The 23,886-nt window shown below is 59.5% G+C and carries 28 protein-coding genes and 2 pseudogenes; 16 read left to right on the top strand and 14 right to left on the bottom strand.

The features are described from left to right. Positions 1–107 precede the first annotated feature (107 nt). Complete coding sequence (locus AC0X69_RS08635; protein ID WP_482613039.1) at positions 108–356, bottom strand: YMGG-like glycine zipper-containing protein; 249 nt, start codon at positions 354–356, stop codon at positions 108–110. A gap of 173 nt (positions 357–529) precedes the next feature. Further along, complete coding sequence (locus tag AC0X69_RS08630) at positions 530–829, bottom strand: hypothetical protein (protein WP_482613038.1); 300 nt, start codon at positions 827–829, stop codon at positions 530–532. A 223-nt stretch (positions 830–1,052) separates the two neighbouring features. Between AC0X69_RS08630 and AC0X69_RS08625 the strand changes: the two genes are divergently transcribed. Continuing rightward, positions 1,053–1,328 (top strand): hypothetical protein, encoded by a 276-nt coding sequence (locus tag AC0X69_RS08625; RefSeq protein ID WP_482613037.1) that lies wholly within the window; start codon positions 1,053–1,055, stop codon positions 1,326–1,328. A gap of 44 nt (positions 1,329–1,372) precedes the next feature. After that, a complete protein-coding gene (locus AC0X69_RS08620; protein WP_482613036.1) occupies positions 1,373–1,591 on the top strand; it encodes an alkylphosphonate utilization protein in 219 nt (72 codons plus the stop codon). Positions 1,592–1,972: 381 nt separating this feature from the next. Here the strand turns inward: AC0X69_RS08620 and AC0X69_RS08615 are convergent, their stop codons facing one another. The 4 genes and pseudogenes from AC0X69_RS08615 to AC0X69_RS08600 form a co-directional block, all read right to left on the bottom strand. Further along, entirely contained in the window at positions 1,973–2,206 is a 234-nt protein-coding gene (locus tag AC0X69_RS08615) for a hypothetical protein (protein ID WP_482613035.1), read from the bottom strand. Between the two features lie 55 nt (positions 2,207–2,261). Continuing rightward, on the bottom strand, positions 2,262–2,477 hold the full coding sequence (locus tag AC0X69_RS08610) for a PepSY domain-containing protein (protein WP_482613335.1): 216 nt from the start codon (positions 2,475–2,477) through the stop codon (positions 2,262–2,264). A gap of 162 nt (positions 2,478–2,639) precedes the next feature. After that, positions 2,640–3,062: a YciI family protein gene (locus tag AC0X69_RS08605; RefSeq protein WP_482613034.1), complete on the bottom strand. Its 423-nt coding sequence runs from the start codon at positions 3,060–3,062 to the stop codon at positions 2,640–2,642. A 350-nt stretch (positions 3,063–3,412) separates the two neighbouring features. Then, a pseudogene (locus AC0X69_RS08600) lies at positions 3,413–3,565 on the bottom strand (IS256 family transposase); the annotation flags it as partial. A 447-nt stretch (positions 3,566–4,012) separates the two neighbouring features. On the opposite strand from AC0X69_RS08600, the gene AC0X69_RS08595 reads away from it, so the two are divergent. Together AC0X69_RS08595 and AC0X69_RS08590 are read left to right on the top strand one after the other, a co-directional pair. Next, positions 4,013–5,230 carry an alpha/beta hydrolase gene (locus tag AC0X69_RS08595; protein ID WP_482613033.1) on the top strand — a complete coding sequence of 406 codons (1,218 nt, stop codon included), beginning with the start codon at positions 4,013–4,015 and terminating at the stop codon, positions 5,228–5,230. Between the two features lie 240 nt (positions 5,231–5,470). Next, positions 5,471–7,231: a sulfatase family protein gene (locus AC0X69_RS08590; protein WP_482613032.1), complete on the top strand. Its 1,761-nt coding sequence runs from the start codon at positions 5,471–5,473 to the stop codon at positions 7,229–7,231. A 187-nt stretch (positions 7,232–7,418) separates the two neighbouring features. Here the strand turns inward: AC0X69_RS08590 and AC0X69_RS08585 are convergent, their stop codons facing one another. Together AC0X69_RS08585 and AC0X69_RS08580 are read right to left on the bottom strand one after the other, a co-directional pair. Then, complete coding sequence (locus AC0X69_RS08585; RefSeq protein WP_482613031.1) at positions 7,419–7,748, bottom strand: HdeA/HdeB family chaperone; 330 nt, start codon at positions 7,746–7,748, stop codon at positions 7,419–7,421. Positions 7,749–8,089: 341 nt separating this feature from the next. Then, positions 8,090–9,277 (bottom strand): hypothetical protein, encoded by a 1,188-nt coding sequence (locus AC0X69_RS08580; protein ID WP_482613030.1) that lies wholly within the window; start codon positions 9,275–9,277, stop codon positions 8,090–8,092. A gap of 390 nt (positions 9,278–9,667) precedes the next feature. On the opposite strand from AC0X69_RS08580, the gene AC0X69_RS08575 reads away from it, so the two are divergent. Both AC0X69_RS08575 and AC0X69_RS08570 read left to right on the top strand, forming a co-directional pair. Next, positions 9,668–10,195: a recombinase family protein gene (locus tag AC0X69_RS08575; RefSeq protein ID WP_482613029.1), complete on the top strand. Its 528-nt coding sequence runs from the start codon at positions 9,668–9,670 to the stop codon at positions 10,193–10,195. After that, the gene (locus tag AC0X69_RS08570; RefSeq protein ID WP_482613468.1) at positions 10,102–10,329 is read left to right on the top strand and encodes a hypothetical protein; all 228 of its coding nucleotides are present in this window, start codon (positions 10,102–10,104) and stop codon (positions 10,327–10,329) included. The genes AC0X69_RS08575 and AC0X69_RS08570 overlap by 94 nt, the downstream gene beginning before the upstream one ends. A 156-nt stretch (positions 10,330–10,485) precedes the next feature. Here the strand turns inward: AC0X69_RS08570 and AC0X69_RS08565 are convergent, their stop codons facing one another. Continuing rightward, positions 10,486–11,064, bottom strand: a complete 579-nt coding sequence (locus AC0X69_RS08565; RefSeq protein WP_482613028.1) for a carboxymuconolactone decarboxylase family protein — start codon at positions 11,062–11,064, stop codon at positions 10,486–10,488. A gap of 16 nt (positions 11,065–11,080) precedes the next feature. Beyond that, on the bottom strand, positions 11,081–11,296 hold the full coding sequence (locus AC0X69_RS08560; RefSeq protein WP_482613027.1) for a tautomerase family protein: 216 nt from the start codon (positions 11,294–11,296) through the stop codon (positions 11,081–11,083). A 114-nt stretch (positions 11,297–11,410) separates the two neighbouring features. Here AC0X69_RS08560 and AC0X69_RS08555 point away from each other — a divergent pair, with 114 nt between their 5' ends. The 6 genes from AC0X69_RS08555 (at position 11,411) to AC0X69_RS08530 (ending at position 16,230) form a co-directional block, all read left to right on the top strand. Then, positions 11,411–11,806, top strand: a complete 396-nt coding sequence (locus tag AC0X69_RS08555) for a winged helix-turn-helix transcriptional regulator (protein WP_482613026.1) — start codon at positions 11,411–11,413, stop codon at positions 11,804–11,806. 745 nt (positions 11,807–12,551) lie between these two features. After that, positions 12,552–12,746 carry a hypothetical protein gene (locus tag AC0X69_RS08550; protein WP_482613025.1) on the top strand — a complete coding sequence of 65 codons (195 nt, stop codon included), beginning with the start codon at positions 12,552–12,554 and terminating at the stop codon, positions 12,744–12,746. Continuing rightward, entirely contained in the window at positions 12,743–13,186 is a 444-nt protein-coding gene (locus tag AC0X69_RS08545) for a hypothetical protein (RefSeq protein ID WP_482613024.1), read from the top strand. The genes AC0X69_RS08550 and AC0X69_RS08545 overlap by 4 nt, the downstream gene beginning before the upstream one ends. Positions 13,187–13,219: 33 nt before the next feature. After that, positions 13,220–13,531, top strand: coding sequence for a hypothetical protein (locus AC0X69_RS08540; RefSeq protein ID WP_482613023.1), 312 nt, complete (start codon positions 13,220–13,222; stop codon positions 13,529–13,531). 162 nt (positions 13,532–13,693) lie between these two features. Continuing rightward, positions 13,694–14,560, top strand: a complete 867-nt coding sequence (locus AC0X69_RS08535) for a bifunctional DNA primase/polymerase (RefSeq protein WP_482613022.1) — start codon at positions 13,694–13,696, stop codon at positions 14,558–14,560. After that, positions 14,524–16,230, top strand: coding sequence for a DUF3987 domain-containing protein (locus AC0X69_RS08530; protein ID WP_482613021.1), 1,707 nt, complete (start codon positions 14,524–14,526; stop codon positions 16,228–16,230). Before AC0X69_RS08535 ends, AC0X69_RS08530 begins: the two co-directional genes overlap by 37 nt. Before the next feature lie 1,049 nt (positions 16,231–17,279). On the opposite strand, the gene AC0X69_RS08525 is transcribed toward AC0X69_RS08530, so the two are convergent. Next, positions 17,280–18,083 (bottom strand): DUF429 domain-containing protein, encoded by an 804-nt coding sequence (locus AC0X69_RS08525; protein WP_482613020.1) that lies wholly within the window; start codon positions 18,081–18,083, stop codon positions 17,280–17,282. A 119-nt stretch (positions 18,084–18,202) separates the two neighbouring features. On the opposite strand from AC0X69_RS08525, the gene AC0X69_RS08520 reads away from it, so the two are divergent. Then, positions 18,203–18,436 (top strand): hypothetical protein, encoded by a 234-nt coding sequence (locus AC0X69_RS08520; protein WP_482613019.1) that lies wholly within the window; start codon positions 18,203–18,205, stop codon positions 18,434–18,436. Positions 18,437–18,467: 31 nt separating this feature from the next. Here AC0X69_RS08520 and AC0X69_RS08515 read toward each other — a convergent pair whose 3' ends face one another. The 3 genes and pseudogenes from AC0X69_RS08515 to AC0X69_RS08505 all read right to left on the bottom strand — a co-directional run. Next, the gene (locus AC0X69_RS08515) at positions 18,468–19,196 is read right to left on the bottom strand and encodes an HsdM family class I SAM-dependent methyltransferase (RefSeq protein ID WP_482613334.1); all 729 of its coding nucleotides are present in this window, start codon (positions 19,194–19,196) and stop codon (positions 18,468–18,470) included. A gap of 13 nt (positions 19,197–19,209) precedes the next feature. Beyond that, positions 19,210–19,659 carry an HsdM family class I SAM-dependent methyltransferase gene (locus AC0X69_RS08510; protein ID WP_482613333.1) on the bottom strand — a complete coding sequence of 150 codons (450 nt, stop codon included), beginning with the start codon at positions 19,657–19,659 and terminating at the stop codon, positions 19,210–19,212. Positions 19,660–19,692: 33 nt separating this feature from the next. Beyond that, positions 19,693–19,881: pseudogene (locus tag AC0X69_RS08505) on the bottom strand (efflux RND transporter permease subunit); the annotation flags it as partial. A 231-nt stretch (positions 19,882–20,112) separates the two neighbouring features. Between AC0X69_RS08505 and acsA the strand changes: the two are divergent. Genes acsA through AC0X69_RS08490 form a run of 3 tightly spaced genes read left to right on the top strand, consistent with a single transcriptional unit; the run spans position 20,113 to position 23,878 of the window. Next, positions 20,113–21,891 (top strand): acetate--CoA ligase, encoded by a 1,779-nt coding sequence (gene acsA / locus AC0X69_RS08500; protein ID WP_482613018.1) that lies wholly within the window; start codon positions 20,113–20,115, stop codon positions 21,889–21,891. After that, the gene (pdhA, locus tag AC0X69_RS08495; protein ID WP_482613017.1) at positions 21,888–22,874 is read left to right on the top strand and encodes a pyruvate dehydrogenase (acetyl-transferring) E1 component subunit alpha; all 987 of its coding nucleotides are present in this window, start codon (positions 21,888–21,890) and stop codon (positions 22,872–22,874) included. Before acsA ends, pdhA begins: the two co-directional genes overlap by 4 nt. Then, positions 22,871–23,878, top strand: coding sequence for an alpha-ketoacid dehydrogenase subunit beta (locus AC0X69_RS08490; RefSeq protein WP_482613016.1), 1,008 nt, complete (start codon positions 22,871–22,873; stop codon positions 23,876–23,878). The genes pdhA and AC0X69_RS08490 overlap by 4 nt, the downstream gene beginning before the upstream one ends. The last annotated feature ends 8 nt before the right edge of the window (positions 23,879–23,886 follow it).

Below are 23,886 nucleotides of genomic sequence, written 5' to 3'. Positions count from 1 at the left end.
GGCCTGGATCGATACACAGCGGCATGCCGCTAACGCCCGAAAGACCCGCCTCCCTTAATGATGCGCAGCTGCAGGTCTCGGGCGCGCGCTTTTGTCGGAACGCGAACTCAATAGTAATACGGCGGCGGAGGCGGCGGAGGCGCAGTCAGCGCGCCTGCCGCGGCGCCGCCCGCAGCGCCGATCGCGGCGCCGGCGAGAGTTCCACCGGCTCTTCCGCCAGAGGCGAGTGCGCCGATACCGGCGCCGCCAAGCCCGCCAATAGCGGCGCCGCCGAGCGCGCGCTCCTGGGGCGTGTAACAGCCGGCAAGGGAAAGTGTGGCCGCTGCGACAAGCGCAACGCATGCAAACGATTTCATCAGAGTTCCTCCCGGGGGCGGATCAACCGAGCAGAGTTGATCAATAGGGCTAAAAGTTGATCGCGCTTCAGCATGGCGGACGCCGCGCGAGGACTGTTCAGCCAAACCTGTTCAGATAAGGCGCCGGCCTTCGCCGTTTGAGACGAAGGCCGGAGCGACGTTCGCCGAGATCCTCAGCAGACCCACATCCACTGCCCATACCACCGCCAGCAGGCCCCGTAGCCGCCGCCATAGCCGCCATAGCCGCCCCATCCTCGGCGGCCCCAACCGCCGCCCCATCCTCCGCCGCGGCCCCAGCCGCCTCCCCAGCCGCCGCCGTGACCCCATCCGCCGCCGCGGCCCCAACCGCCGCCCCAGCCGCCATGATGACCGCCGCCGCCCCAGCCGCCGCCATGACCATCCCAGGCCACAGCGGCAGTCGAAAGCGTCAAGGAGGCGGCCAAAGTCGTAACGAGAGACAGTTTGCGCAACATGCTGATCTCCTTCTGCCCCTTGCGATTCATTCCCATCGAGCCACTGAATGCTGGCTGAATGAAGAGGCGCTTTCGCCTCGACGCCATTGCGCGCAGCGACTCTGCGTAGACTTGTTGTGTGTGCTCGCGCATTTCCACGCCCAAGCGGTTTGCGCGATTCTCGGCCATGGCGTCATGCGCTCGGAGGGCGCTTTTGACGGGATTCCAGCAGGCGGAAATCTTTATGAAAAAGCAGACAGACCAGCTCGACGGCGGGACTTTCGAAGCAATTCGAACGTTTGCAGGCGAGGCGAAGGCAGGAGAGGTTGCATCGATGCGCGAGGCGTTCAAGCGCCAGGCCGATCTCTTTCGGCGTAATGGCGATGACGGTCGCGCCGCATTTTGGGACGCGCTGGCGAATAGGATCGCCAAGGCGGCTGATCCATCAGATCGGCAAGCGGGTGAAGCTAAGGCTTCATCTCCTGCAAGCGCCTGGATATACAAACCGGCCACGCGGTGAATATAACGATGCGCATTATCCGCTAGGGAACGCGCGAGGGTTTGATGACGGTAGTGGTGAAAGACAGCAATGGCGCAGCGCTCAAGGACGGCGATTCCGTGACCTTGATAAAGGATCTGAAGGTCAAGGGCTCATCCGTCGTCTTGAAGCGCGGGACCCTGATCAAAAACATCCGTCTCACCGATGATCCCGCCGAGATCGATTGCCGCGCCGAGAAGGTGAAAGGGCTCGTGCTGCGTACGGAATTCGTCAGGAAAGCCTAGGGTCAGGACCTGTCAAATTCGACTGAGGCGCGTTCACAAGGGCGCGCTCGGCCGCCTGTCGCAGACGATCAGCTTCGCCCCAGCATCCCGCGTTAGGGGCGCGCTCGCAGCGCGCATGCGGGGGCGCTCGTTCAGTTGGGCTATTCCGACAGAGTGACCGTTGCGGTCACTCAGAGGCAGTTTGTCGCCGGGCGCTAAGCCTTGGTCCAATAGGTCCGCGGCGACGGCGATCAGAATGTTGGCGAGCTCCTGACTTCGCGAGACTGAATCTCCGCCAAGCGCCGCCGTGCTACATTCGATTGTGATCTGGAAATGCATGAGGAAAGACTCTCAATAATTCAGACGACGCAATGGGCCCGGCGTTAGGCGCGAGCGCCACAATTAGCTCTCTTCGAGAAGAATTACAATCGATCGTCCCATCGCGTCATGTCGCAAAGCGCTTTGAAATGCCTGCTCGTGCAGGATTTCTTCACGATACGAGCGGTTTAACCAAGTCGTCGCGCCCTCTCGCTCGAATGCAGTCGCTTCGACCTGTTCGATATGCGCAGAATACGAACTGAAGCGACAGTCAACCACGGCGACTTGTGAGTTCGACGGCGCCGCGCTGTAGGACATAGGCGGCGCCGATTTCGTTTTTGCGAGCTGCGCGAGCGGGGCGCTCCGGCCGGAATCAGCACTCCAGCACTTTTTTTATCAAATTGAAACCTGCGTCGAATTTCAGATCGTACATCTTGTCGTCGCTGCACCGAGCGTCGTCGACTTCGTAGCCTCCGTCATCGAACTCCATCTCGCCGCCTGTGCAGCCTTGAGCCGTCATAACCGACTGCAGTTTCATTCTCTCCTCTTCGGTAAGCGGACGATCGGCCAGCGCTGGCGCGAGGGTCAACAAAGAAGGCGCTCGACGCAAAAAGCAGATTTCGCATTGCTCAATCCCTTGATGAGAATCGTGGCTGCCGAGAATAGCCCCTCGACAAGCCAATGGTTCCGAGTGAGGAATTCAGCGCCGCGCGTCGATCGCGCGAAGGGGCGTCGACTGTAGGGCCGGTCGCTAAACGTCCGACAGTCTTTTGCGGATCCGGTCTTCCGCCTCAGAAATCTCGGGAGTCAATGCATCGCCAAAGTCGGCCGCTTCATAGAGCGGGCGTATTTCGATCTCGCTCGGGCCGGGCATGGGATTGGGGCATCGCTTCACCCATTCGACCGCTTCGGCCATATCCCTCACCTCCCAGACCCAATAGCCGGCGACCAGCTCGGTCGTCTCTTCGAACGGGCCGTCATAGACGGTTCGCTCGGCGCCATTGAACGCCACCCGCTTACCGCTTGAGGAGGGCTGCAGGCCCTCGCCGGCGAGCATGACGCCGGCGTTGACCAGCTCCTCGTTGAACTTTGTCATCGCCTCCAGGAGCTCGGTCGACGGCAGGAGGCCGGACTCGCTTTCCAGCGTGGCTTTCACGAGAACCATGACGCGCATGGACTGTCTCCTCGGTTCGCTGTCGGTTCTGCCCGCGTCGACGCGCCGCGATGTAGAAGTTGAGAAGAGGCCTCGAACCTCGAAGTCCCGGCTTTTGAGAGCGGCGCGGAAAGCGCGCTCTCGCGAGAGAGGCGAGGGGGCAGGATATCGCATACAGCCGGCAAGGAAGGAGGTCGCGCCCGACGCCAGTTAATACTTTTCGTTCACGCGGGCAATGAGTTCCTTAATCTCTGGCGCGTCATAGCGACCAATCGTGCGCCGAGCCTTCCCGCATCGGCCCTGCGCTGAACATAGGCTCGGTCCTCATCAAGTAGAATGTATAACATAATACGACGCTTATACGCTCGGCCGGCGCCAGTCTCCCGGTCCCGCACGCGCGGCTTCCGCACGGCGAGGAGGCCAATGCCGGTCATGATCTCTCGCTCGGGCAGGCGACCGTGGCGCACCACGCGCCGATGCCCATCCCTGGTCTTGAGATCGGCATGTTTGGTCAAAAACTCGGCCAACCCGTGGCCTTCCTCCCGCGACAAGGATTTGGCTCCGCTTACTCGCTCCTGGCGGGCGTGACCCCTTGCCACTGAGCCGGGTTAGCCGCCTGCTGTCCTGGCGGCGCGGGCAAGACCGACAGGGTGACAAAGAACCTCAAAGAGGCAAGCCGGCGGAGCTGGAGGACGAGCAGGCCAGGGGCGCAGGCGCGAAGAAGCCGTGGCGGATTGACCTGGCTCCGATTTCAGAGAGAGACCTGGGAGAACGCTGGTATTTTCCCTATTTTTGACGTGGAGAACGGTTTAGGCATGATTAGAAGCCAGTCGCCCACGCTTTTCTCGGAGACAGATTTGGCTCGACATGGCTCGCGACGCGACTTTTTGCGGCCGACCCCGGGATCGCCCCTTCGCGCTTCGCCTGCGATGTGCAACCGTCGGGATCCCTCCTGACCATCGGAAAAATTCATGAGTTTAAATCGTTTCGGCGCTCCGCTGGCCGCCGCGTTCGCCCTTGCGGGCTGCATGTCCACGGGCGGCGACGCCGGTGGGCAGGGGCATAGCCGCCCGCTCGACGTATTCTACGTGACCGACCGTGCGCGCGCCGCCCGTGAGGACGGCAGCCTCTCCTATGGCGCGGAGCGCTCGTACAATCTCGCCTATGGCGCAGTGGAGGTGAGCAGTTCCGAGGCCGCGAGCGCTGTCGTCGCGCCGCCCGGCGAGATCGGCCGCTTTCCCGCGACGCCCTATCCGCTGGAGAAGGTCGCCGGCGGCGTCAGGCGCAAATCCGACACCGTCGCCGCGCATGAGCGTTCGGTCGCCGAGTTGCAGTCGGCGCTGCGGACGCGCGTCGCGCAGACCCTTCGCAAGGAGGTCGTCGTCTTCGTTCACGGCTATAACAACAGTTTCGAGGACGCCGTGAAATCCGCCGCGCAGATCTGCGGGGATCTCGGCCCGCAGGACTTCACTTGCGTCGCGTTGACCTGGCCGGCGGGCGGCTCGGGCGGCATCCTTATGGGCTATAATGTGGACCGCGAGTCCGGCGAATTTTCCATCACCGACATCCGCAAGGCCATCCGCATCATCGCCGACACGCCGGGCGTGCGGCGGCTGCATTTCGTCGCGCATAGCCGCGGCACGGATGTGCTCACGACCGCGCTCCAGCATCTCGCCATCGAGGCCTATGTCACGCAGCAATCCCTATCGACGCGATTCAAGGTCGCCAATATCATTCTCGCGGCGCCCGACATGGACATCGATGTGGCTTTTGCGCGATTGATGGCCGTGCCGTCCGACCCGGACATGCAGTTCGGGCGCGCGCCGCAGCGCAGCGTCGTCTTCAAAACCGGCGACATGCATTACACGGTCTACTCCTCGGCCGGCGATCGTGCGCTGGGTCTGTCAAAAATGCTGTTCGGTAGCCAACTGCGGCTGGGCCTCCTCGATGCGCGCTCCGACCCGAGCGAGATCAAAATCGCGCCGCATGTCGCCGGCGTCGCCGACTTCATCTCGGTGCAGGGCGGCGGCTGGATCGGCCACAGCTATTTCCTGTCGGACGCGACTGTACGCGCCGACCTCACCGCGCTGATTCGGGATGGCAAGATGCCGGGCGAAGACGGCCGGCCGGCCGTAGAGGTGAATCGGCCATTCTGGTATTTGCCGGATCGGGTCCAGACGGCAAAATGAGGCGATGCGGGACGCATCGAGGAGGAAAGTCTAATGCAGAAGCTGATATTTGCGCTGGCGCTGTGAGGCGCGCTAGCGCCTTCGCTGTCGGAAGCGCACGTAAAGATCGACACGATCAAGATCACCTGCGGGGAAATTCTCGCTATGTCGCCCGAAGGTAAGAACGACTTTCCAGCCTTTACGAGTGGATGGCTCTCACAGAAAAGTGGGCCCACACTTGCGGATATGACGGAGCCTACAATGCCCACCAGGCGCGATGTGCTTTCTTCCGCTACGACCATGCTTACTGCGACATTGATGCCGGCCTTCGCGGGCTCGGCAGATGCGGCTCAAAAGCAAAAAGTGTCGGGGCCGGCGGTTCAACGTCTGCGTTCCAAGCGGCCGAACATTCTTTTCATCTTCACGGATCAAGAGCGCTATTGCCCGAAATGGCCCAGCGGTCTCTCTCTGCCTGCACATGAGGCGCTACAAAGACGAGGCGTCACCTTTAAAAAGCATTATTGTCCGGCGACCATGTGCACATCTTCGCGAAGCGTCATGATGACCGGGCTTACGACGCCAGACAACGGCATGTTCGAAAATACCGATGCGCCCTATGTCGGCAGCCTTTCTCCGAAAATTCCCACCTTCGGACACATGTTGCGAAAGGCAGGCTATTATACGGCCTATAAAGGCAAATGGCACCTCAGCCGAAAGATCGACGCCGAGGAAGCCGATCGCCTCTTTACGCGCGAGATGGATGAATACGGGTTCTCGGATTTCTTTGGTCCAGGTGACATTATCGGACACACGCTCGGCGGCTACCACTTCGATCATCTCATCGCGGGCAGCGCGGTTACTTGGCTACGACGGCATGGACAACCGCTCTCCGATGATGGAAAGCCCTGGGCTTTAACGGTTGGTCTCGTTAATCCCCACGACGTGATGTATTTCAACACGGACGCGCCCGGACAATCCGTTCAGGATGGCGGATTCCTGATGATGCACGCGGCACGCGCGCCCAATCATCCTCTTTATCAGGCGAGTTGGCACGTTCCGCTGCCGGAAAGCTTGTCGGAGCCGCTCGATGCGCCAGGCCGCCCTAAGGCGCATGGCGAATTCCAAAAAGTGTGGAATTACGTGCTCGGTCACGTTCCTCCGGAACAAGACCGCTGGCGCCGCTTTACCGATTATTACGTCAACTGCATTCGCAGCGTCGACATGCAAGTCGAGGTCGTTTTGAAGGAGCTCGACTCGCTCGGCCTGTCGGACAATACGATCATTGTCTTTACCTCGGATCACGGCGAAGCTGCCGGCGCGCACGGCCTGCGAGGCAAGGGGCCTTTCGCATATGAAGAGGCCATCCATCTGCCGCTCTACATCGTGCATCCGGATGTAAAAGGTGGGCAGGATTGCAGGGCTCTGACCAGCCACATCGACTTCGCGCCTACGCTTCTGTCGATGGCCGGCGTCGAAGCTGGAAAGCGTGGAGACTATGCGGGTCGCCAGTTGCCTGGAAAAGATATGACTCCAGCGCTATCGAACCCGCGCGCCGCCGAGACACATTCCATCCGTGACAGCGTGCTCTTCACATACAGCGGCCTTGGAACGAACGACCATGAGGTGTATCGCATCAATGCAGAAGCAAAAATGGCCGGCAAAAGGCCCGTCGTCGAGCTCCTGAAAGCTGGATACAGGCCGGACATGAAGAAGCGCGGTAGCCTGCGCACCGTCTTCGACGGGCGCTATAAATTTTCGCGCTATTTCGCGCCCGTGGACCACAATAAGCCCAAGACAATCGACGAGCTTTTTGACTGGAATGACGTTGAACTCTTCGACCTTGAATCCGATCCGCGCGAGGTCAAGAACCTAGCCGCAGACCGGAAGGCCAATGCTGATTTGATAACGACGATGAGCGGCAAGCTGGAAGCGATCATCAAGGATGAAATCGGCGTCGACGACGGGCGAGAACTGCCGCATATCCCCACCGTCGACTGGAGGATAAAGAGGGTGGACTTGTAGCAGTCTCGCTTACCTCTCTCTCGCAATCCAGAGTCTCGATTGTTTCATCACATGAACGCGCATGTGTTCTTGCCGCGCTGCTGGATACCAGCAGGGGAGCGATGGTGAGATCATTCGGCGAAGCGCAGATCTGCAATGAAATGAATTTCAGTTTCAGATGCTACGCCGACGATCCTTCTGAAGGGGTTTATTTGTTTTTGTCGGCCTTCAGGACGAAATCAATCGCCTGGATGATTTTCTTATCCGGGTTCGCCTTACAGTGAACGATGACCTCGTGAATGCCTTCCTTAACGCGCGGCACGTTAATAGCGTGCTTCTTGGCCAAACCGTTGTACCAGCCGCTATACCAAACACCAAGGAAGTCGGCGTCTTCCTGGAAGGTTCCCGCAAGCTGCGCACAGGTCAGTTTCTGCACGTCGATATAGCCCTTCTCGTCCGCGTACGCGGAGAGCCGCGTCTGAGCTTGCGCGGCGCTGGCTACAAAAATGGCGAAGCCTGCGGCGAGTATCGGCTTCATTGTTTCTCCTCCCTAGCTTCCCGGCGAACGAAAGGCCGTTTTTGAACTGCAATTCGTCAGATCAGATCCGATTTCTGGTGCAAGCATCCTTGAATTTGGGGTCGTTGACAATAGGGAGTCCGCGTGGAGAACGCCACGCGGAGGCGCAAAATCTCGGGCAGCGTCAGAAGCGCTGTTCCCACAATGGAATAGCCAAACTGCCGTTCATCTCGAACATGCTTCTCTCGTGCTTCGGTTCGAACACGCCTCGCGCCCGCGCCTTAACTTGGACGCCAAAAAGGAGCCGTCGGAGTTCGGTGATCACAGAATTACGCGGACGAATTATGGTTGCTTGAAATGGTTCACAGGCCCGCCAATTTGTTGAAGAGCCTTTGGGCTAGTTCAGCAATCGGATACTTAAAAAGAAATAGAGGCATCATCGGCAACAGTCCCGCTGCCGCGACTGCTATCGACAGACGCGTGCTTACTGGAGCCCAGCGCATATTTCGTATGATCCCGACGCTACTCGCTAAATCAGCCAGGGTTTGCAGATCAGGCATGCCGAGCAAGGGTTCTGCCGGAGCAGGACCGCCGCTCAGCCATTTCTTCTCAAAGTCGTTCACGTAACGGGCGGCGAACACCGTATAGTCTCTTAAGCCCTTCTCCTGGCAGGCTCTGAGCTTGAAGATGAAGATGAAGGGAGGCAGAAATATCAGCATCAATTCCAGGATCAATGTTAGGGCAAGCGCCGGATAGATCACCTCGAAGACCGTTTCGCCTGATGAGATCTCCTCGGCGAACGAAGCGGAAACCACCGTTGAAATCGCGAGAACGAGCACGGTAAAGTGGGTCTGCACAACTTCAAGATAGCCGAGCCCTGCAACGCTATCAGGATGAATGGGCGTGAGATGGAGATCCAGTTTCGCCAAACGCCAGAGGAAGTAACACCAGAGGGCGACTCGCCACAGCCAACGAAACACCAGGAAGCGAAAAAGCGGCAGGCAAATGGTCCAGTACCATAGTCCCGCTAAAGGGAGTTCGCTCAAGGTTCGTGTTGAGTCGAGTGCGGCCGTTTTTCCCGGCAAGTGCATCTGAACCGCAAATAACGATAGGGCTGCCGCGGCAATTAGGCATATCGCTTCCGGCAACCAAGCTTCTTTCCAACGGTCGATGCGTGCAATATCGGCTACCAGAGTCGGCATTGCATCGTGGGGCACTGCCCCCGAACGCACGGTTGTGACGACAAAGGCGCGGAAGTGGGGCTCCAGCGACGATTCGCCTAAGAAGAGCAGTGGAATGACCACTAGCAAGCGAACATTTTCAGCAATCGTGGAGAGGGAAAACAAGCTGCCGCCGACACCCTCCAACAACGCCAACGCCAATAAGACTGACCATGCAGTCAACCCGATCGTCAACCCCAACATAAAGCTGTTCGATTCTCCGCGGACGAGGCCTAAGCGCCGCCCCAGCCGGTAAAGTGGGCCGCCCTGCAGGGAGAATTTTGCAACTCCGTCAAACGCTTCGGGATCTAGCGCCGAGTTCGCTTCCATATTTTATAACCGAATCCGCTACGATTGATAACTCTGCTTCAGCGCAACGCATCATGTCACTACGCGGCTGGCCGATCAAATCGGCGAGGCGTTGGAGCGCTTTCCAGGAGAGGTGCTGTGCGAAGCGTCCGCACATGGCGCGCGTGCAGCAGGCCGCGCAATGATGTGGAGAAGGTCGTTTGCGAAAAGCAACATCAGGGTGGACTGAGCGGTCCGGCCTAGATCTTACGCGACACGCCGGAACGTGCTGAATTGAAACCTGTGCACTATGCGCCACGGCGGCTCATGCTGATGACGGCGACTGTCGATAAGCGCGAAGTCGTCGCCGAATACGCCGACAAAGCTCGCTCTGCGCATCAAGGATAGGCCGCGACGGGCTGGCGGCGCTGCTTGAAGCGGCGAACGCTGGGGCGTTTTAACGTAGTCATCGTCGAGGCGCTCGATCGTCTCGCGCGCGATATGGCAGACCTCGCCAGCATTCACAAACAACTATCGTTCATCGACGTCAAAATTATCAGCGTGCATGAGGGAGTCGCCGACACTGTCGACATCGGCCGCGTGGTCTCGTTTGCCAGTTCTTCCGCGAAGATGGGGTCAAGAAAATCAGGCCTGGCATGGCGGGCGTCGTGCGCGGGGGGCCGCAGCGCTGGTGGGTGCGGCTATTGCTATCGGCCAACGCCCGGTAAATTGGCGAGCTTGAAATTGTCGCCGAGGCGGCGGAGATCGTTTGGCGCATCTTTTCCGAATGTGGCGAAAAAATCGCCGCGCGCCATTGCGGTCGGCTTGAACCGCGACGGGAGTGCGCCGAGTTCGAGGATTTTGCGTTGGACGACGCTCGGTTTTCTGCGGAAGGCCGCGCACTGTTCGCGGCGCTTCTGTCGAAAGTGGTCCTCGAACCTACGACCAAAAGTCCCGTGACGCGCGAAGAGCAGCTGCCCCTGAAGATCGGAATCCGTCTCACGCCGCTCATGGCGCTGAACAAGCAGGAGTATTTCACAGATGAGGAAAAACAGTCGATGATCGAACAATATTTTTGGGGGGAAAGATGGTAGCGGAGGTTCGCTACTGCCGTTCCCCCCGACTGAACTCGTTGGCCTTTACCCTTTCGATGGCGTTGTCCCTCAGAGGACTGAAGGTGCAGCAGGCAAGTGAACGACCTTCCGGCCTTCTGAATGGCCCTGCCGAAAAGGCAAGGCCATTCAGTGCGGTCACGCCGCCGACGGCCAGACGCGGCTCTGAAAGATCTCGTCGACCGGCGTGTAAAAGACGTGGTTCGCATAATTGCTGATCGTCTTGACGCTGATGGCGAGGATGATTCCGAGAATATTTCTCTCGCTGTATCCCGCAGAGAAAAATGTTTGTGCCTCGGCCTCGTTTGGACGCCCTCGCTTTTCGAGCATGATCCGCGTGAACTCAGCGAGCGCCCCCAACTTGACGTTTGGAATTGGCCGGCCGTCGCGGATGGCGTCTGTCACTGCGGGCGGAACCTTCGACATCTTGTCGGCGACAAAGCTGTGCGCCGCCATGCAGTAGTGGCATTCGTTCCAGCGGCTGATGACGAGAAAGATCACCTCTTGCTCGACGGGAGTGAATCCGCATTCCTGACGAAAGGCCGCATAGCCGGAGGAATAGGCTTCGTATAGCGCCGGCTCATTGGCCATGGCGCCGTACATTTTTGGCGTGAACCCCATTTGTCTTTTGGCGGATTCGAGCAGGTTCCGGGCTTTTCCCGTCGCCGTCTCGATCGTGAGGAAGGGGAGGTCCTTGATTCGATATGTGTTCCTCATTGAGTTCTCTCCCCGATTAACGATTCGCCAGACGACGAAGATCGGCGTCCGTCATGGGCCGGCCGCCGACCCCCCAGGCGCCGGGGGCCACGTCCTCGACGATGACCCAGGTCACATCCCTCAGGCCCTCGCCTTCCACGGCCAGAACAGCCTCCGTCACCTTCGAGATGAGTTCCTTCTTCTGATCGGACGTCAGATAGCCGCCGATTCCCTTGATGTTGACGAGTGGCATGTCGCTGCTCCTTCGGTTTAGCGTCGATGGAGCAATATCCACAGGTAATTGCAATTTGTGCAAGTAGGCACTAATAATAGCGATAGTGTCTGTTTTGATACCATTGGAGCCGGCATGAGGAAACAGCGACATCAAACCTACACATGCTGCCCTCTCGAAGCGGCGCTGGACGTCATGGGAAGCAAATGGAAGGCGACGATTCTCTTTCGCCTTCTCGATGGCACAAGGCGTTTCAATGAACTTCGCAGGCTTATGCCGAATGTTACGCAGAGGATGCTGACCCTTCAGCTACGCGAACTCGAAGCCGACGGCATGATCCTGCGTAAGGTTTTCGCCGAGGTGCCTCCCAAGGTGGAATACTCTCTGTCCGATCTCGGCAGGACATTAGAGCCGTTGCTGCGGGAGCTGTATCAATGGGGCCAAACGCACATACAGCGAAAACTGCCTGAGGCCAGTCCGGAGCCCGCCTCAATCTCGATTGAAAAGAAAGTCCGCCGCCAAAAAAGGTGATGGCGGCTCGCAGCATTTTGTCTGCTTGAATGCCTGCGCTGCCCGCCGGCCTCACGACAATGACTTCCTCGTCATCGCGGAGCTGACCAGTAGCGTTTCTCGCCTTTCGAGAAGAGATCGATTGGTGCTCAATCTGACCCGCTCGTGGCGCGAATGATGACGCGCCGTTGCTGGATCCGTTTGTGTCCGTGGCAGGTCATATAATGAACGCGCCGTCTTGCGCCTAACTTTCGATATCGCGCGAATGTGGTAGCGGTTTCGCAGCGTAATGTCGCGCCGCATCGTAGGAGAATACTTGAATAAAGTATTGAAATAGCAGCCTAAACGTAGTTCATGGTAGCGGAGGTCCGTTGTTGCGTTTCACCCCAAATCAGAAAGCGTAGCCGGCAGCGCCCTCGCGCTTCTCCAAAGCAAGCGAGAGTTGCGACGGTGAAGCGGGCGCGTTTGGTTGCCGCGCGCTGATGATGAAACCGTCGGGACTGCCACGCGGACGGCCGCGCCGCCCAACCGCCCTCAGCGCTGCGCGCAGCCCCGCCACGCGCCATCCTGTTTCAGCCGTTCGCCCGAAAATATTTTCACGCCGCCGCGCTCAAGCACGCCGCCTTTGAGATCGCGGCGCTTTTGACGTTCTCAAGCTGAGCGCTCGTCAACCAAAGATGCAACAACATCAACGGGTTGCGCTTGAAGTCGCCGCCCGAAGGAATAGCTTCACCCTGAACTGAAACGGACAGGAGGATCGGAACCGATGACGACGAAAGTGAAGCAAGCAACTGCGACGTCCAAGCACCCGCATCAGCGCGCCTATCAGGACCGGCTGCACGCCTTCCGCGATGAAGCGCTGGCGCAGCGCGAGCGCGTCGCGCGCGTCGAATCGAAGCTCGACGCCGTCCTGACGCTGTTGCGCGGCCACATCGAACTGCCGAAGGAGCACGCGAAATGACGAAAAGAAAAAGCCCGCCGGGGGCGGCGGGCTCTCATGAAGATGTCGACGAACCGCGCCTAGCGGAAGTCGACATGCTCTGGAAAAGCGACGATCGATATTGGTTCGAACGTCATCCCGGCCGGACGCATCGCATTCGTCGGGCTTTTGCCGGCGAGATGGAAGCGCTCGGCTTCGATCCAGCGCAGCACGAGCTGCCGGCCGGATCGGCGAACTTCGCCGTCGTTCGTCAACTCCGGCCGGGAGTCCGAACACGGCGCTTCGCGCTGCTTGAAGTCGCGAAATTTCCGCTCGACGACGAAAACGCAGCCCATGCGGATTTTGATTTGATCGCCAAGGGCGACAACGGCCGGCGCGGGAGCCTGACGTTTCTCGACTCGGGCGAGCTGATCGCGCGCGCCCGCCTATATGCCGACGCCGCTATGCGGAAAGCCTCATAGACCGCGAAAACCGAAGGAAAGGAAAAAATCAAAATGAGCGATCACAAAGCCGAACCGCTTTTCGGAAGGAGCGTCTTCGAACTTCCGGCAAAGGCGCCGACGCTGTTTGCCGGCCCGCCCGAGCGTCCCTTCACCTACACCGAAGTCGACGGAAAGATCGTGCTGCTCGTTTCTTGGCATGGCGCTGATCCATGCGACGTCGAGGAAGAGAAGCGCCAATTCGACTCAATTGAAGAGGCGGAGGCTTTCGTCGCCGGCGTCGACGAGGCGACGCTCGCCGCGAAAGGAGCCGTCAGCTTCCACATCATCGAGCCGCACGCCCAATCGAAATATTTCGCGCCATGACGACTCGCGCATCACGCAGGGAAGGAAAAACGCCGATGAGATAGCTGCGCCGGGCGCGGCGAAACGCAACGAGCCCTACTGCTTGAATGTCTCGAATCCCTCGAATTTGAAAAGGCTCTCCCGCTATGAAGACCTTCACCGCAATTTGGAAAGTCATCCTCGATGACGACACCGCAAAAAAGTGTCGGCGCGCTGAGCCGGGCGCACCGCCAGAATCATCATTCGAATGCGACGTCCACTGCGAACGTCAACGGTAAAGAACATAAGGCGCCGCCGCGCATAACGCCAGAGCAGATCGCCGCGCACAATCGCGCGACTGCGCTCGCATGGGCGCATGCGGGCGTAGCGGTCTTGCCTTGCCATGGCTCCGGGCCGCTCGTGAAGGTTCCTCGCATCAAGGAATGGCAGAAACGCTCGACGACCGACGCGGCCGTTATCGACAAATGGTGGGATAAATGGCCCGACGCGTTGCCGGCGATCGATTTGCGCAAGGCCGGGCTCGTCGTCATCGATCCCGATCGGCATCCTGGCGCGGCGGACGGCGTCGCGGCGTGGGATTTTCTTTGCTTCGAACACGATTGGAATGACGGCGCGCAGCCTGTCGTGGCGACAAGCGGCGACGGCGAGCACATCTATTTCAAAAAGCCGGAAGGCGACGCGCTCAGCAACTCGGAAGGCAGCCTGCCCGACGCCATCAATGTGCGCGTGAACGGCTACACGATCGCGCCGGGGGCGATGCTGCCAAACCGCAAAAAGTGGAAAACGCGTGAAGGCTCGGCGCATCTTCTCGAAGCGTTCAAGGCCGGCGCGATTCCGCCGGTTCCCGATTGGCTCGTCGAGATACTGACGACGCGCAAAACGCCCAAGCAGCCGAAGAGCGAAACGCCGCAGCCCAAGGGCTTTGTCGGGGCGCGCGAGAAAGCCTACGCGGCGAAGGCGCTGACAGAAAACGCCGCTGAATTGGCGGCGACACGGGAAGGCAAGAGAACAGCGTGCTCAACAGCGTCGCCTATCGCATGGGGCGAATGATCGACAGCGGTTGGATCGACCGCGCCGAAGTCGAAGGCGAATTGGAGCACGCGTGCATCACCAACGGACTCCTGCCCGTCAGCGACGATTGGGACGGCGATCCGAACGAATTCGCAGCGACGCTGCGCAGCGGCATTGAAGCCGGAATGCGAGCGCCAATCGAAACGCTGGCGAACGGATTCAGCGCGTCGCGGTATTTCGAAGCCCGCGAGGTATTCGAACAAGACGGCAATCTCGTCGATAAGGAGACCGGCGAAACTCTTGGCTCGGCGAGCGGAGAACAATCGCCCGACGAGTCGGAGAACGACAGCGCATCGAAGAATGATGGCCCAACGACGAGCGAAGGCGACGACGGCGAAAAGATCGAATCGTCGGACTACGCGGAGAGGATTCTAAAGTTGCCGGGCCTAGTATCCGACATCGCCAATTGGGTACTCAATGTCGCGCAAGTTCCGCAACCACGATTCGCCGTGGCGGCGGCGCTCACCGTCGTCAGCGCTGCGGCGGCGCGGCACTTGCTGACGCCGACGATGTCGGCGCTCAATCTCTATTTGCTGATGATCGCCAAGACGGCAAACGGCAAGGACGCGCCGCAGGCCGCCGTGAAGAACCTGCTCGTCAAGGCCGGCCTGCGCGAAACGCTCGGACCGAGCGGCGGCAATTCGGACGTCGGCATCTTGCTGCATTGTTATAAGCATCCAGTGACGGTGATGGTGATCGACGAGTTTGGCGACGTCCTCGCCGCCAACAACGCGCCGAACGCTTCGTCGCACGCGCAGAAAATCGGCGCCGTCTACAAGATCATGTGGAGCGGCGGCCAAATCTCCCTGCCGGCGGCGGCGTCGCGCGAGCATCTCACGCTCGACGATCCGTTTCTGGCGCTGCTTTGCGCCGCGACGCCAGCGCAGTTCTTCGACGCCATCAGCGGCAAGCAAGTCGCCGACGGCATGCTGAATCGCTTTCTCGGAATCTTCGCGCCGGAAGGGCTTGCGCCGTTCAATGAGAATGAAGGCGACGTCAACGATCCGCCGCAAGAACTGGCGAGACGTCTGCGCCAGCTCGCCGACCGGCCGGGCGCACCGGACCCGAAGCGGTTCCGCAGGCGCAAGCCGAAGTCGGACGATAACGATGAAGAGACGCAGGCCGCCGCGTCGACGCAAGACGCCTATGCCGTGCCGTGGGGCGCGGGAGCGCAGGCCCTCTACAAATCATATCGCAACGAGCAGCGATTGAAGATCGACGCCGACAATCGAAGGGAAACGCTCGGCCCGCGCCTCGCGCACAACGCCATCAAACTCGCGACGATTCTCGCCATATCGGAAGACCCGGAGCGGCCTGTCGTGCATCCGCGCCATATGCGGCTCGGCATTTCGCTGGCGGAAGCTTCGTTCCACGACATGACGGGCGGTTTCGATACGCACCTCCCGGACAGCAAGATCGCCGACATGCAGGACAAGCTTCTACAGCGCATTCGCAACAGCCCCGACGGCAAGATCGGACGCGTTGAGCTTTATCGATCGGTTCGCAGAGGGCTCGACGGTTTGAACGCCTATGAAACGACGCTTCAAATATTGCTCGCCTCGGGGCTGATAATGACGTTCGACGAAACGCCAAAGAACGGCGGCCCGACGAAAACATGGCTCAAGGCGACGCGCGCGCCGGAAGCGTGAGGCGGCCGCCCAAGGGGGTTTTCACGGGTGGGCGAGACGCGCCCGTGAAAGCCCTTCACGTTCTGCACCGGCGTAATGCGCCAACCGTTCGACGAAAGGTTCAGCTTGACGTTACGTCGTGCTCCGTTCGTCGCCAGAAAAATGCGGTTGGCGCAGATCGTGGTGCAGCTCGCGGGGCAGAACGATCTCTATAAGAATCAATATATTTATATATATATAATTATTACTATTTTTCTCTTTACACCAAGAGTCGCTCTCAGAGAGATTTTCGAGGAAAGAAGGAGAATGAGAGAATGAGAGAGCCGGTGCATAGTGCATGGCGCAGAACGCTCCGTCTCGATTAAACTTCGACAGTCGCGCTGAGCCAATCCGTTCCCTTCAAGATAAAGCCCATGGTCCGCAACACCGCCTAAAGCCGTTCCGCTCCTCCCTCTCTGTTGGTCTGCGCTCGACGTCGCATCGGCGTAGGAGCCGTCGGCAATTGGCGGCGGCGGCTTTTCGCAATGAAACTGAGCGAAAATGCCTAAGCCCGCTGTGCGGCGCGTCTGCTTTTTTGTGCGGAGGAGGGGCAGGAGAAAACGTCCCCAACCTTTGATTGAGGCATGCGCGTCCTGGCATTCTCGTTCCGCCCCGTGCATATTGAGGCATGGCACATCGCGAACGATGGACATCTGGTATTCAATGCCTCGGATGTGAGGAACGGCTGCGTTCTCAGAGGAAGACCATCCCTATGAGACAGGCGATACCGGGCGAATAGTCTTTTTTTGCACCCCTGGATTTGAAGTGGTTCCTGGTGAAAAGCATTCCAAAGAAACGCGCATCATCTGCTCAAAATGCAAGACTGTGGTCCATGGCCCAGATTAGCGAAAAAACCGCCTGAACCGCGCGACCTCAACCGCTTGTGTGATCACCCGCGAGATGGTCTTGGCATCACGCCCGACAGGCTATTGGCGGCCCCGTCGGCTCAGATCTTTCTCGAAATAGACATAGGCGAGCGCGACGCCGTTCACCGTGAAGGACGACCCGCCGCAGGCTAAAGGCTCGGCAACTTAATCAGAACATGAGCTGCCAGGAATCCAGATCGCGGAACATTCATCTCCAAACGGCTTGGCGCGCCCTTCCAACGCACAGATAGCGACCCAGGCACAAACGACTGCATCCAGCATGTCTTCATAGGCCTTGATCTCAATGCCGCGCGCGTCGGGAGGCAGCTGCGGCAGAGCACTGCTGACGCCCTTGATCTGGCCGTCAAGAAGCGTTGCGATCCGCTCCCATTGTTGAAAGAGGTAAACCTTTCGCGTGGCGGCGTCGGCTGCTGGCCAATAGGTGCGAAGCTTACAGGCTTTATAAGGGAGTCGCTCTTGCGCTTTGGCGAGTTCCACAAGAGCTGGATGAGGATAGACCTCAATGAGTCCTGGAGGTGAAATCGAGGTTGTTTGCAGCGGGTATCCGGCGAGCGCAAACTCCCCTTTGAGTCGGTCGCTCATCAATCCGGGTCGCAAGGCGCTTGGTGAGTGAGTCCCGCATTTGCGAGCCCCATAAGCTCTGGACACGGCATTATCGGCGGCCCGCCGCGCTGTGATCGGTTCATGGGCCAAGGGCATGTCGATTGCGACGAGATCGACCGGCCAGCCTGCCAACGTCAACGACGATGCAATCAACTCGGATGCGTCTAGCCGTGAACCGCACGGGCGACGTTCGCACCAAGGCTCTCCGGCTGCGAGCGCGTGGAAGGCTTGATACGACGGCGACAACGCCTTTAGCTGCCAATCCGCTCCCTGATTAATTGCCAGAGCGATGCCACTCGGCTGCGACAGCGTCCAAGCGGCATCAATCCCAAGCACGACTTGCATACGTCAACCTCGACAGGTTTCGCGCTCGTTAATAGACGGCGTTCCGCGCCGCTAAATTCAGTTCGCGATCCGCGGCACCATGCAACTTTACTGTGAAGGCGACGCCGCCCAAACAGTCCATGAAGAAGGAACAGACGCGCGCCCTGAGCTGTCTTTTTTCTTCTCTCACCTCAACCAAACTGCGCGAAAAAGATCGTTTGCGCGCATGCCCGACGCACACTGCGCAGAATCGGCGTTCCACGATCTGCGGGCCGATAATCATCAATCAAAAAATCAAAAAAGAGAAAGCGCTCTTGACGGTGTCGAGTTTGTTCGCGCTCCTGCTTGCTTGGTTCGAGATTTTGGGCGTCTAACGCCGCCGCTGGCGCCAACCAAGGATGCTCCTCACCGATCCCCTAATTCGGTGGCCACGCCCCGAAACCTCTCTAGCGCGGCGGCAAGGCTTTCGACGATTTCCGCGGCGACTTCGTCGGGTGGCGGCAGGAGATCGGGATCGTCGAGCGCGTTATCTTTTAGCCAAAATTGATCAAGATTGACTTTGTCGCGGCTGAGCAACGCATCAAGCGTGAAGCGGCGGAACTTCTCGCTTTCAGCGCGCTCAAAGCGCCGGCCCGAGCGATAGCAGGCGACGAAGTCATCGAGATCGGCCCTCACCATCGGGCGCTCCTTCAACGTGAAGCGCTGGTTGGTTCTCAGATCGTAAATCCACAGCTCCTTCGTGGCGGCTTCTTCGGAGGGCGGCTTCTTGTCGAAGAAGAGCACATTCGCCTTGACGCCCTGCTTGTAGAAGATGCCGGTCGGCAGGCGCAGCAGCGTGTGAAACTCGAAGTTCCGCAGAAGCCTCCGCCTGATCGTTTCACCGGCGCCGCCCTCGAACAGCACATTGTCCGGCAAAGCGACGGCCGCTTCGCCTTCCGGCGCCAGCGCCGACATGATGTGCTGGAGGAAGTTCAGTTGCTTGTTCGAGGTTGTGACGAAGAAGTCCTGCCGGTCATAGTCTTCGCGCTCTGTGTCGATCTCGCCATCGGGACGGACGATCCGGTAGCTCTGCTTCTTCCCGAATGGCGGGTTGGTGAGGATCACGTCATAGCTTATGCTGCCTGCGCCGAGCAGCGCATCTTTGGCTTCAACAATGGAATCGACGCCGGTGATGCCATGTAAGTAGAGATTTCATCGCCGCGAGGCGAACGACCTCCGGTACGATGTCGATTCCAGAGAATTTGTTCTTCAGCGCCGAATAGACGGCGCGATCGCGCGCTTTAGGGTGCTTCTTCATGTGTTCCCAGGCGGCGAGCAGAAAGCCCGCCGTGCCGCAGGCTGGGTCATGAATGGTTTGACGCGGTTCCGGATCGACGACCTTCACCATGGCCTCGATCAGAGGTCTCGGCGTAAAGTACTGACCGGAGCCTGATTTTACGTCCTCGGCGTTGCGGGCAAGGAGCCCTTCGTAAATGTCGCCCTTGACGTCGACCGGAAGACCGAGCCAGGTCTCGCTATCGATTAGGCCGACGAGCCGTTTGAGCTTGGCGGGATCCTGTATCTCGTTCTGCGCCTTCAGAAAGATGGCGCCGATCACGCCGCCCTGCTTCGACAGCGTGTCGAGCAGCTTCGCATAGGCCGCCGCCTTGATGCGGTCCATGCCCTCTTCCATTTTCACCACCATCACTTCGATGGCGATGATGGCGTCGTCAACGAGAAGGCCGAGCGCCAGGATGAGGGCGCCGAGCGTAATGCGGTCGAAGAAGCGGCCGGTCTCCAGCATGATGAGGAACACGACGGCAAGCGTCAGAGGCACGGCGGCCGGACCATGCTTCGGATGTGCCGGCGGAACTGAACGCATCACGCATCGGAATCCCAGTCACGCTTCCGCTTTGCCTGCTTCGAGGGAAGCCCTCACATGTGAGATCCGTTCGAACGAACTTGCCCGTAAAGCGGTCGTCAAATAAGCTGAGTTCGCGATCTCCTATGTGAAAAAGGGGGCCCACAAGACGCCGTGAATTTTGCGGCAGAGGCCTGCAGAAATCATCGAATGCGCGCCCCTGACAACTCCCTCCGTTACGCGACGATCCACAAGGATCCGGGTTCTCTTGTAGTTCCGCCTAACCTTGCCGACTATGAGACGGCGCGGGCGACGTTCACCTGGGAGGCGGCGCGCAAGGGCTTGAGTGGCCTGCCGCGGGGAAGGGGCCTTAATATCGCCCATGAGGCGGTGGACCGACACGCCTGCTGCTCACGAGCGGACCGAGTCGCCCTTCGGTGGATAGGCAAGAGTGGAGAACATCGCGACTACAGCTATCGCGAACTGGCGCTTGCCACCAATCGCTTCGCGAATGCATTGCGGTCCCTCGGTCTCAATTCGGGCGACAACGTTTTCGTTCTGCTGGGCCGCATCCCGGAGCTCTACGTGTCCATCCTCGGCGCGTTGAAGGTGAAATGCGTCGTTTCGCCGTTGTTCTCGGCTTTTGGACCAGAGCCGATCGTGACCCGCATGGAAATCGGCGACGCGCGCGTCCTTGTTACGACCGACGCGCTGTATAGACGCAAAGTTGAGGGAGTGCGCGACAGGTTGCCGGGGCTTGAACATGTCATCCTCATTGACGGCGAGGAGGTCGAAGGCGCCCATTCCTGGCTGGGACTCACGCAAGCGGCGTCGGACGTCTTCGAGATAGCGCCCACTGATCCGCAAGAGCCCGCGCTGCTACACTTCACCAGCGGAACGACCGGCCGCCCCAAGGGCGTCATACATGTGCACGAAGCGGTCGTCACGCATTACGCGACGGGACTCTATGCTCTGGATCTTCACGACGACGATCGCTTTTGGTGCACGGCGGACCCTGGCTGGGTAACTGGAACGAGCTATGGCGTGATCGCGCCGCTGACGCATGGCGTGACCAATATCGTCGTGGAGGCGGAATTTGACGCCCCGACTTGGTATGGCGTGCTTGAGAAGGAAAGGGTTAGTGTCTGGTATACGGCGCCCACGGCCATCCGCATGATGATGAAGCTCGGCGCCGACGCCGTGAAGAACTACGATCTTACCGCGTTACGTTTCGCGGCCAGCGTTGGAGAGCCGTTGAACGCGGAGGCGGTCGTGTGGGGCGCAGAGTCCTTCGGCCTGCCGTTCCATGATAACTGGTGGCAGACCGAAACGGGCGGCATTATGATCGCTAATTTCCCCTCCATGGACATCAAGCCCGGCTCGATGGGGCGGCCATTGCCGGGGGTGGAAGCGACGATCGTCAGGCGGAAAGCGGATGGCGGCGTCGAAGTCGTCGCAGCATCTGGCGAAGAAGGCGAACTCGCCCTGAGAAGCGGCTGGCCGTCAATGATGCGCGGCTATCTTCATGAGGAAGCGCGCTATCAAAAGTGTTTCGTTGATGGATGGTATCTCACGGGCGATCTGGCGCGCTGCGACGCCGACGGCTATTATTGGTTCGTGGGACGCGCCGATGACGTGATCAAATCGTCCGGCCATCTTATAGGTCCCTTTGAAGTCGAAAGCGCGCTTATGGAGCACCCGGCCGTCTCCGAAGCTGCCGTCATCGGCAAACCGGATCCAATCGCAGGCGAAATCGTCAAAGCTTTCGTCGCCTTGAAGCTCGGCTTCGTCGCGGACGAAGCCATGCGAAAGGCGCTGCTTGGGCATGCTCGCAAGAGACTCGGCGCCGCCGTCGCGCCAAAAGATATCGAATTCCGCGCCAATCTCCCGAAGACCCGTAGCGGCAAGATCATGCGACGTCTGCTCAAGGCCCGCGAACTCGGCCTGCCCGAAGGCGATCTTTCGACTCTCGAGAGCGATGAGCGATGACCAGCAAGGTTCATCTCGATCACGCGCATTTATTGCATCTCCTGAGAGCCATGATCCGTATCAGGCGTTTCGAGGCGAAGTGCGTCGAACTCTATCAAGCGCAAAAAATTCTTGGTTTTCTTCACCTCTACGACGGCGAGGAGGCGGTCTCAGTCGGCGTGATGGAGGCGCTGACAACGGATGACGCCGTTATCGCGACCTACCGGGAACATGGACAGGCGCTCGCCCGCGGAGTTGATCCCAAGTGCCTGATGGCCGAGATGATGGGCAGGGTCAACGGGTGCTGCCGCGGCCGTGGCGGTTCAATGCATTTCTTTGATCGTGCGCGTCGATTCTATGGCGGCAACGCCATTGTCGGCGGCGGCTTGCCGCTGGCGCTCGGCGTGGCGCTCGCCGACAAGATGCAAGGACGATCCGCCGTCACGGCCTGTTTTTTCGGCGAAGGAGCGGTGGACGAAGGCGACTTCCATGAAACGCTCAATCTCGCCAAACTCTGGCGCCTGCCCATTCTCTTCGTCTGTGAGAACAATCTCTATTCGATGGGCATGGCGGTGGCCCGCGCGGAGGCCGACGTAGATTTCGTGCATAAAGCCTCGGGCTATCGACTCGCGGGAGAGAAAGTGGACGGCACGGACGTCGTCGCGGTCGAAAGCGCAGCGCGAAACGCCGTTGACAGGGTTCGCAGCGAGAGTGATCCCTATTTCCTCGAATGTCAGACCTATCGCTTTCGCGCGCATTCCATGTTTGACGCGCAGCTCTACAGATCGAAGGACGAGGTGGAGGAATGGCGGAAGAAGGGGCCGATCGTCCGCTTTCAGACCTGGTTGGAAGCCAATCGATTAATCAAGCCTGAAGAGCTTGCGACGATTGAAGCAGAGGTCGAAAAGGAAATCGCGGCGGCGGTTGCTTTCGCGGAAGCTGGCGGTCTTGAACCCGTCTCCGAACTGGAGCGCTTCGTCACGATGGAGGCGATACCCTCGTGAATGCGTCGAACCCGAACCCCGCCGCCACGCGCATGACCTATCGTGAGGCTTGCAAGCAGGCGCTTCGCGAGGCGCTGCTCTCCGATCCGCGCATCTTCTTAATGGGAGAAGATATTGGCCGCTATGGCGGCTGCTACGCCGTGACGAAGGGGCTTATAGAAGAATTTGGAGAGGAACGCGTTCGCGACACGCCGCTCTCTGAAAGCGCCTTCGTAGGCGCGGGCGTCGGCGCGGCCATGGCGGGCATGCGGCCGATCGTCGAAATCATGACAGTCAATTTCAGCCTGCTGGCGCTCGATCAGATTCTCAACAACGCCGTCACCATACCACATATGTCGGGCGGCCAGTTCGCGATCCCGCTCGTCATTCGCATGGCGACGGGCGGAGGGCGACGCGTCGCAGCTCAGCATTCGCGCAGCCTCGAGGGCTGGTACGCGCATATCCCCGGTTTACGCGTTCTGACGCCGGCGACCGTCGAGGATGCGCGCTTCATGCTGAAGGGCGCTCTCGCTGACCCCAATCCGGTGATTATTTTCGAACACGTGATGCTCTACAACATGGAGGGCGATCTTCCTCTCGACGTGATGGAAGTCGACATTTCTCAGGCGAGAACGCGCCGCGACGGCCGGGACGTTAGCCTGATCACTTATGGCGGCAGCTTGTTCAAGACGTTGCAAGCGGCGCAAGAGCTGGCTGCCGAGGGCATCGAGGCCGAGGTGATCGATCTGCGCGTGCTCAGACCTCTCGACACCAAGATGATTATCGACTCGGTCTCGAGGACCCGGCGCTGCGTCATCATCGACGAAGGCTGGCGTAGCGGTTCGATCTCCGCGGAAATCGGCGTGCGCATTGCGGAACAAGCGTTCTTCGAACTCGACGCGCCGATACGGCGTGTATGCTCACGAGAGATCCCCATTCCCTACGCGGCTCACCTCGAAGACGCTTGCCTACCGCAGACGGCAACGATCGTCGCCACGGCGCGCGAACTTGTTCGTCCAACATGAGCGAATTT

This window comes from Methylocystis sp. Uni0008 (assembly GCF_056838045.1).
This window is presented reverse-complemented; position numbering and strand designations above follow the sequence as displayed.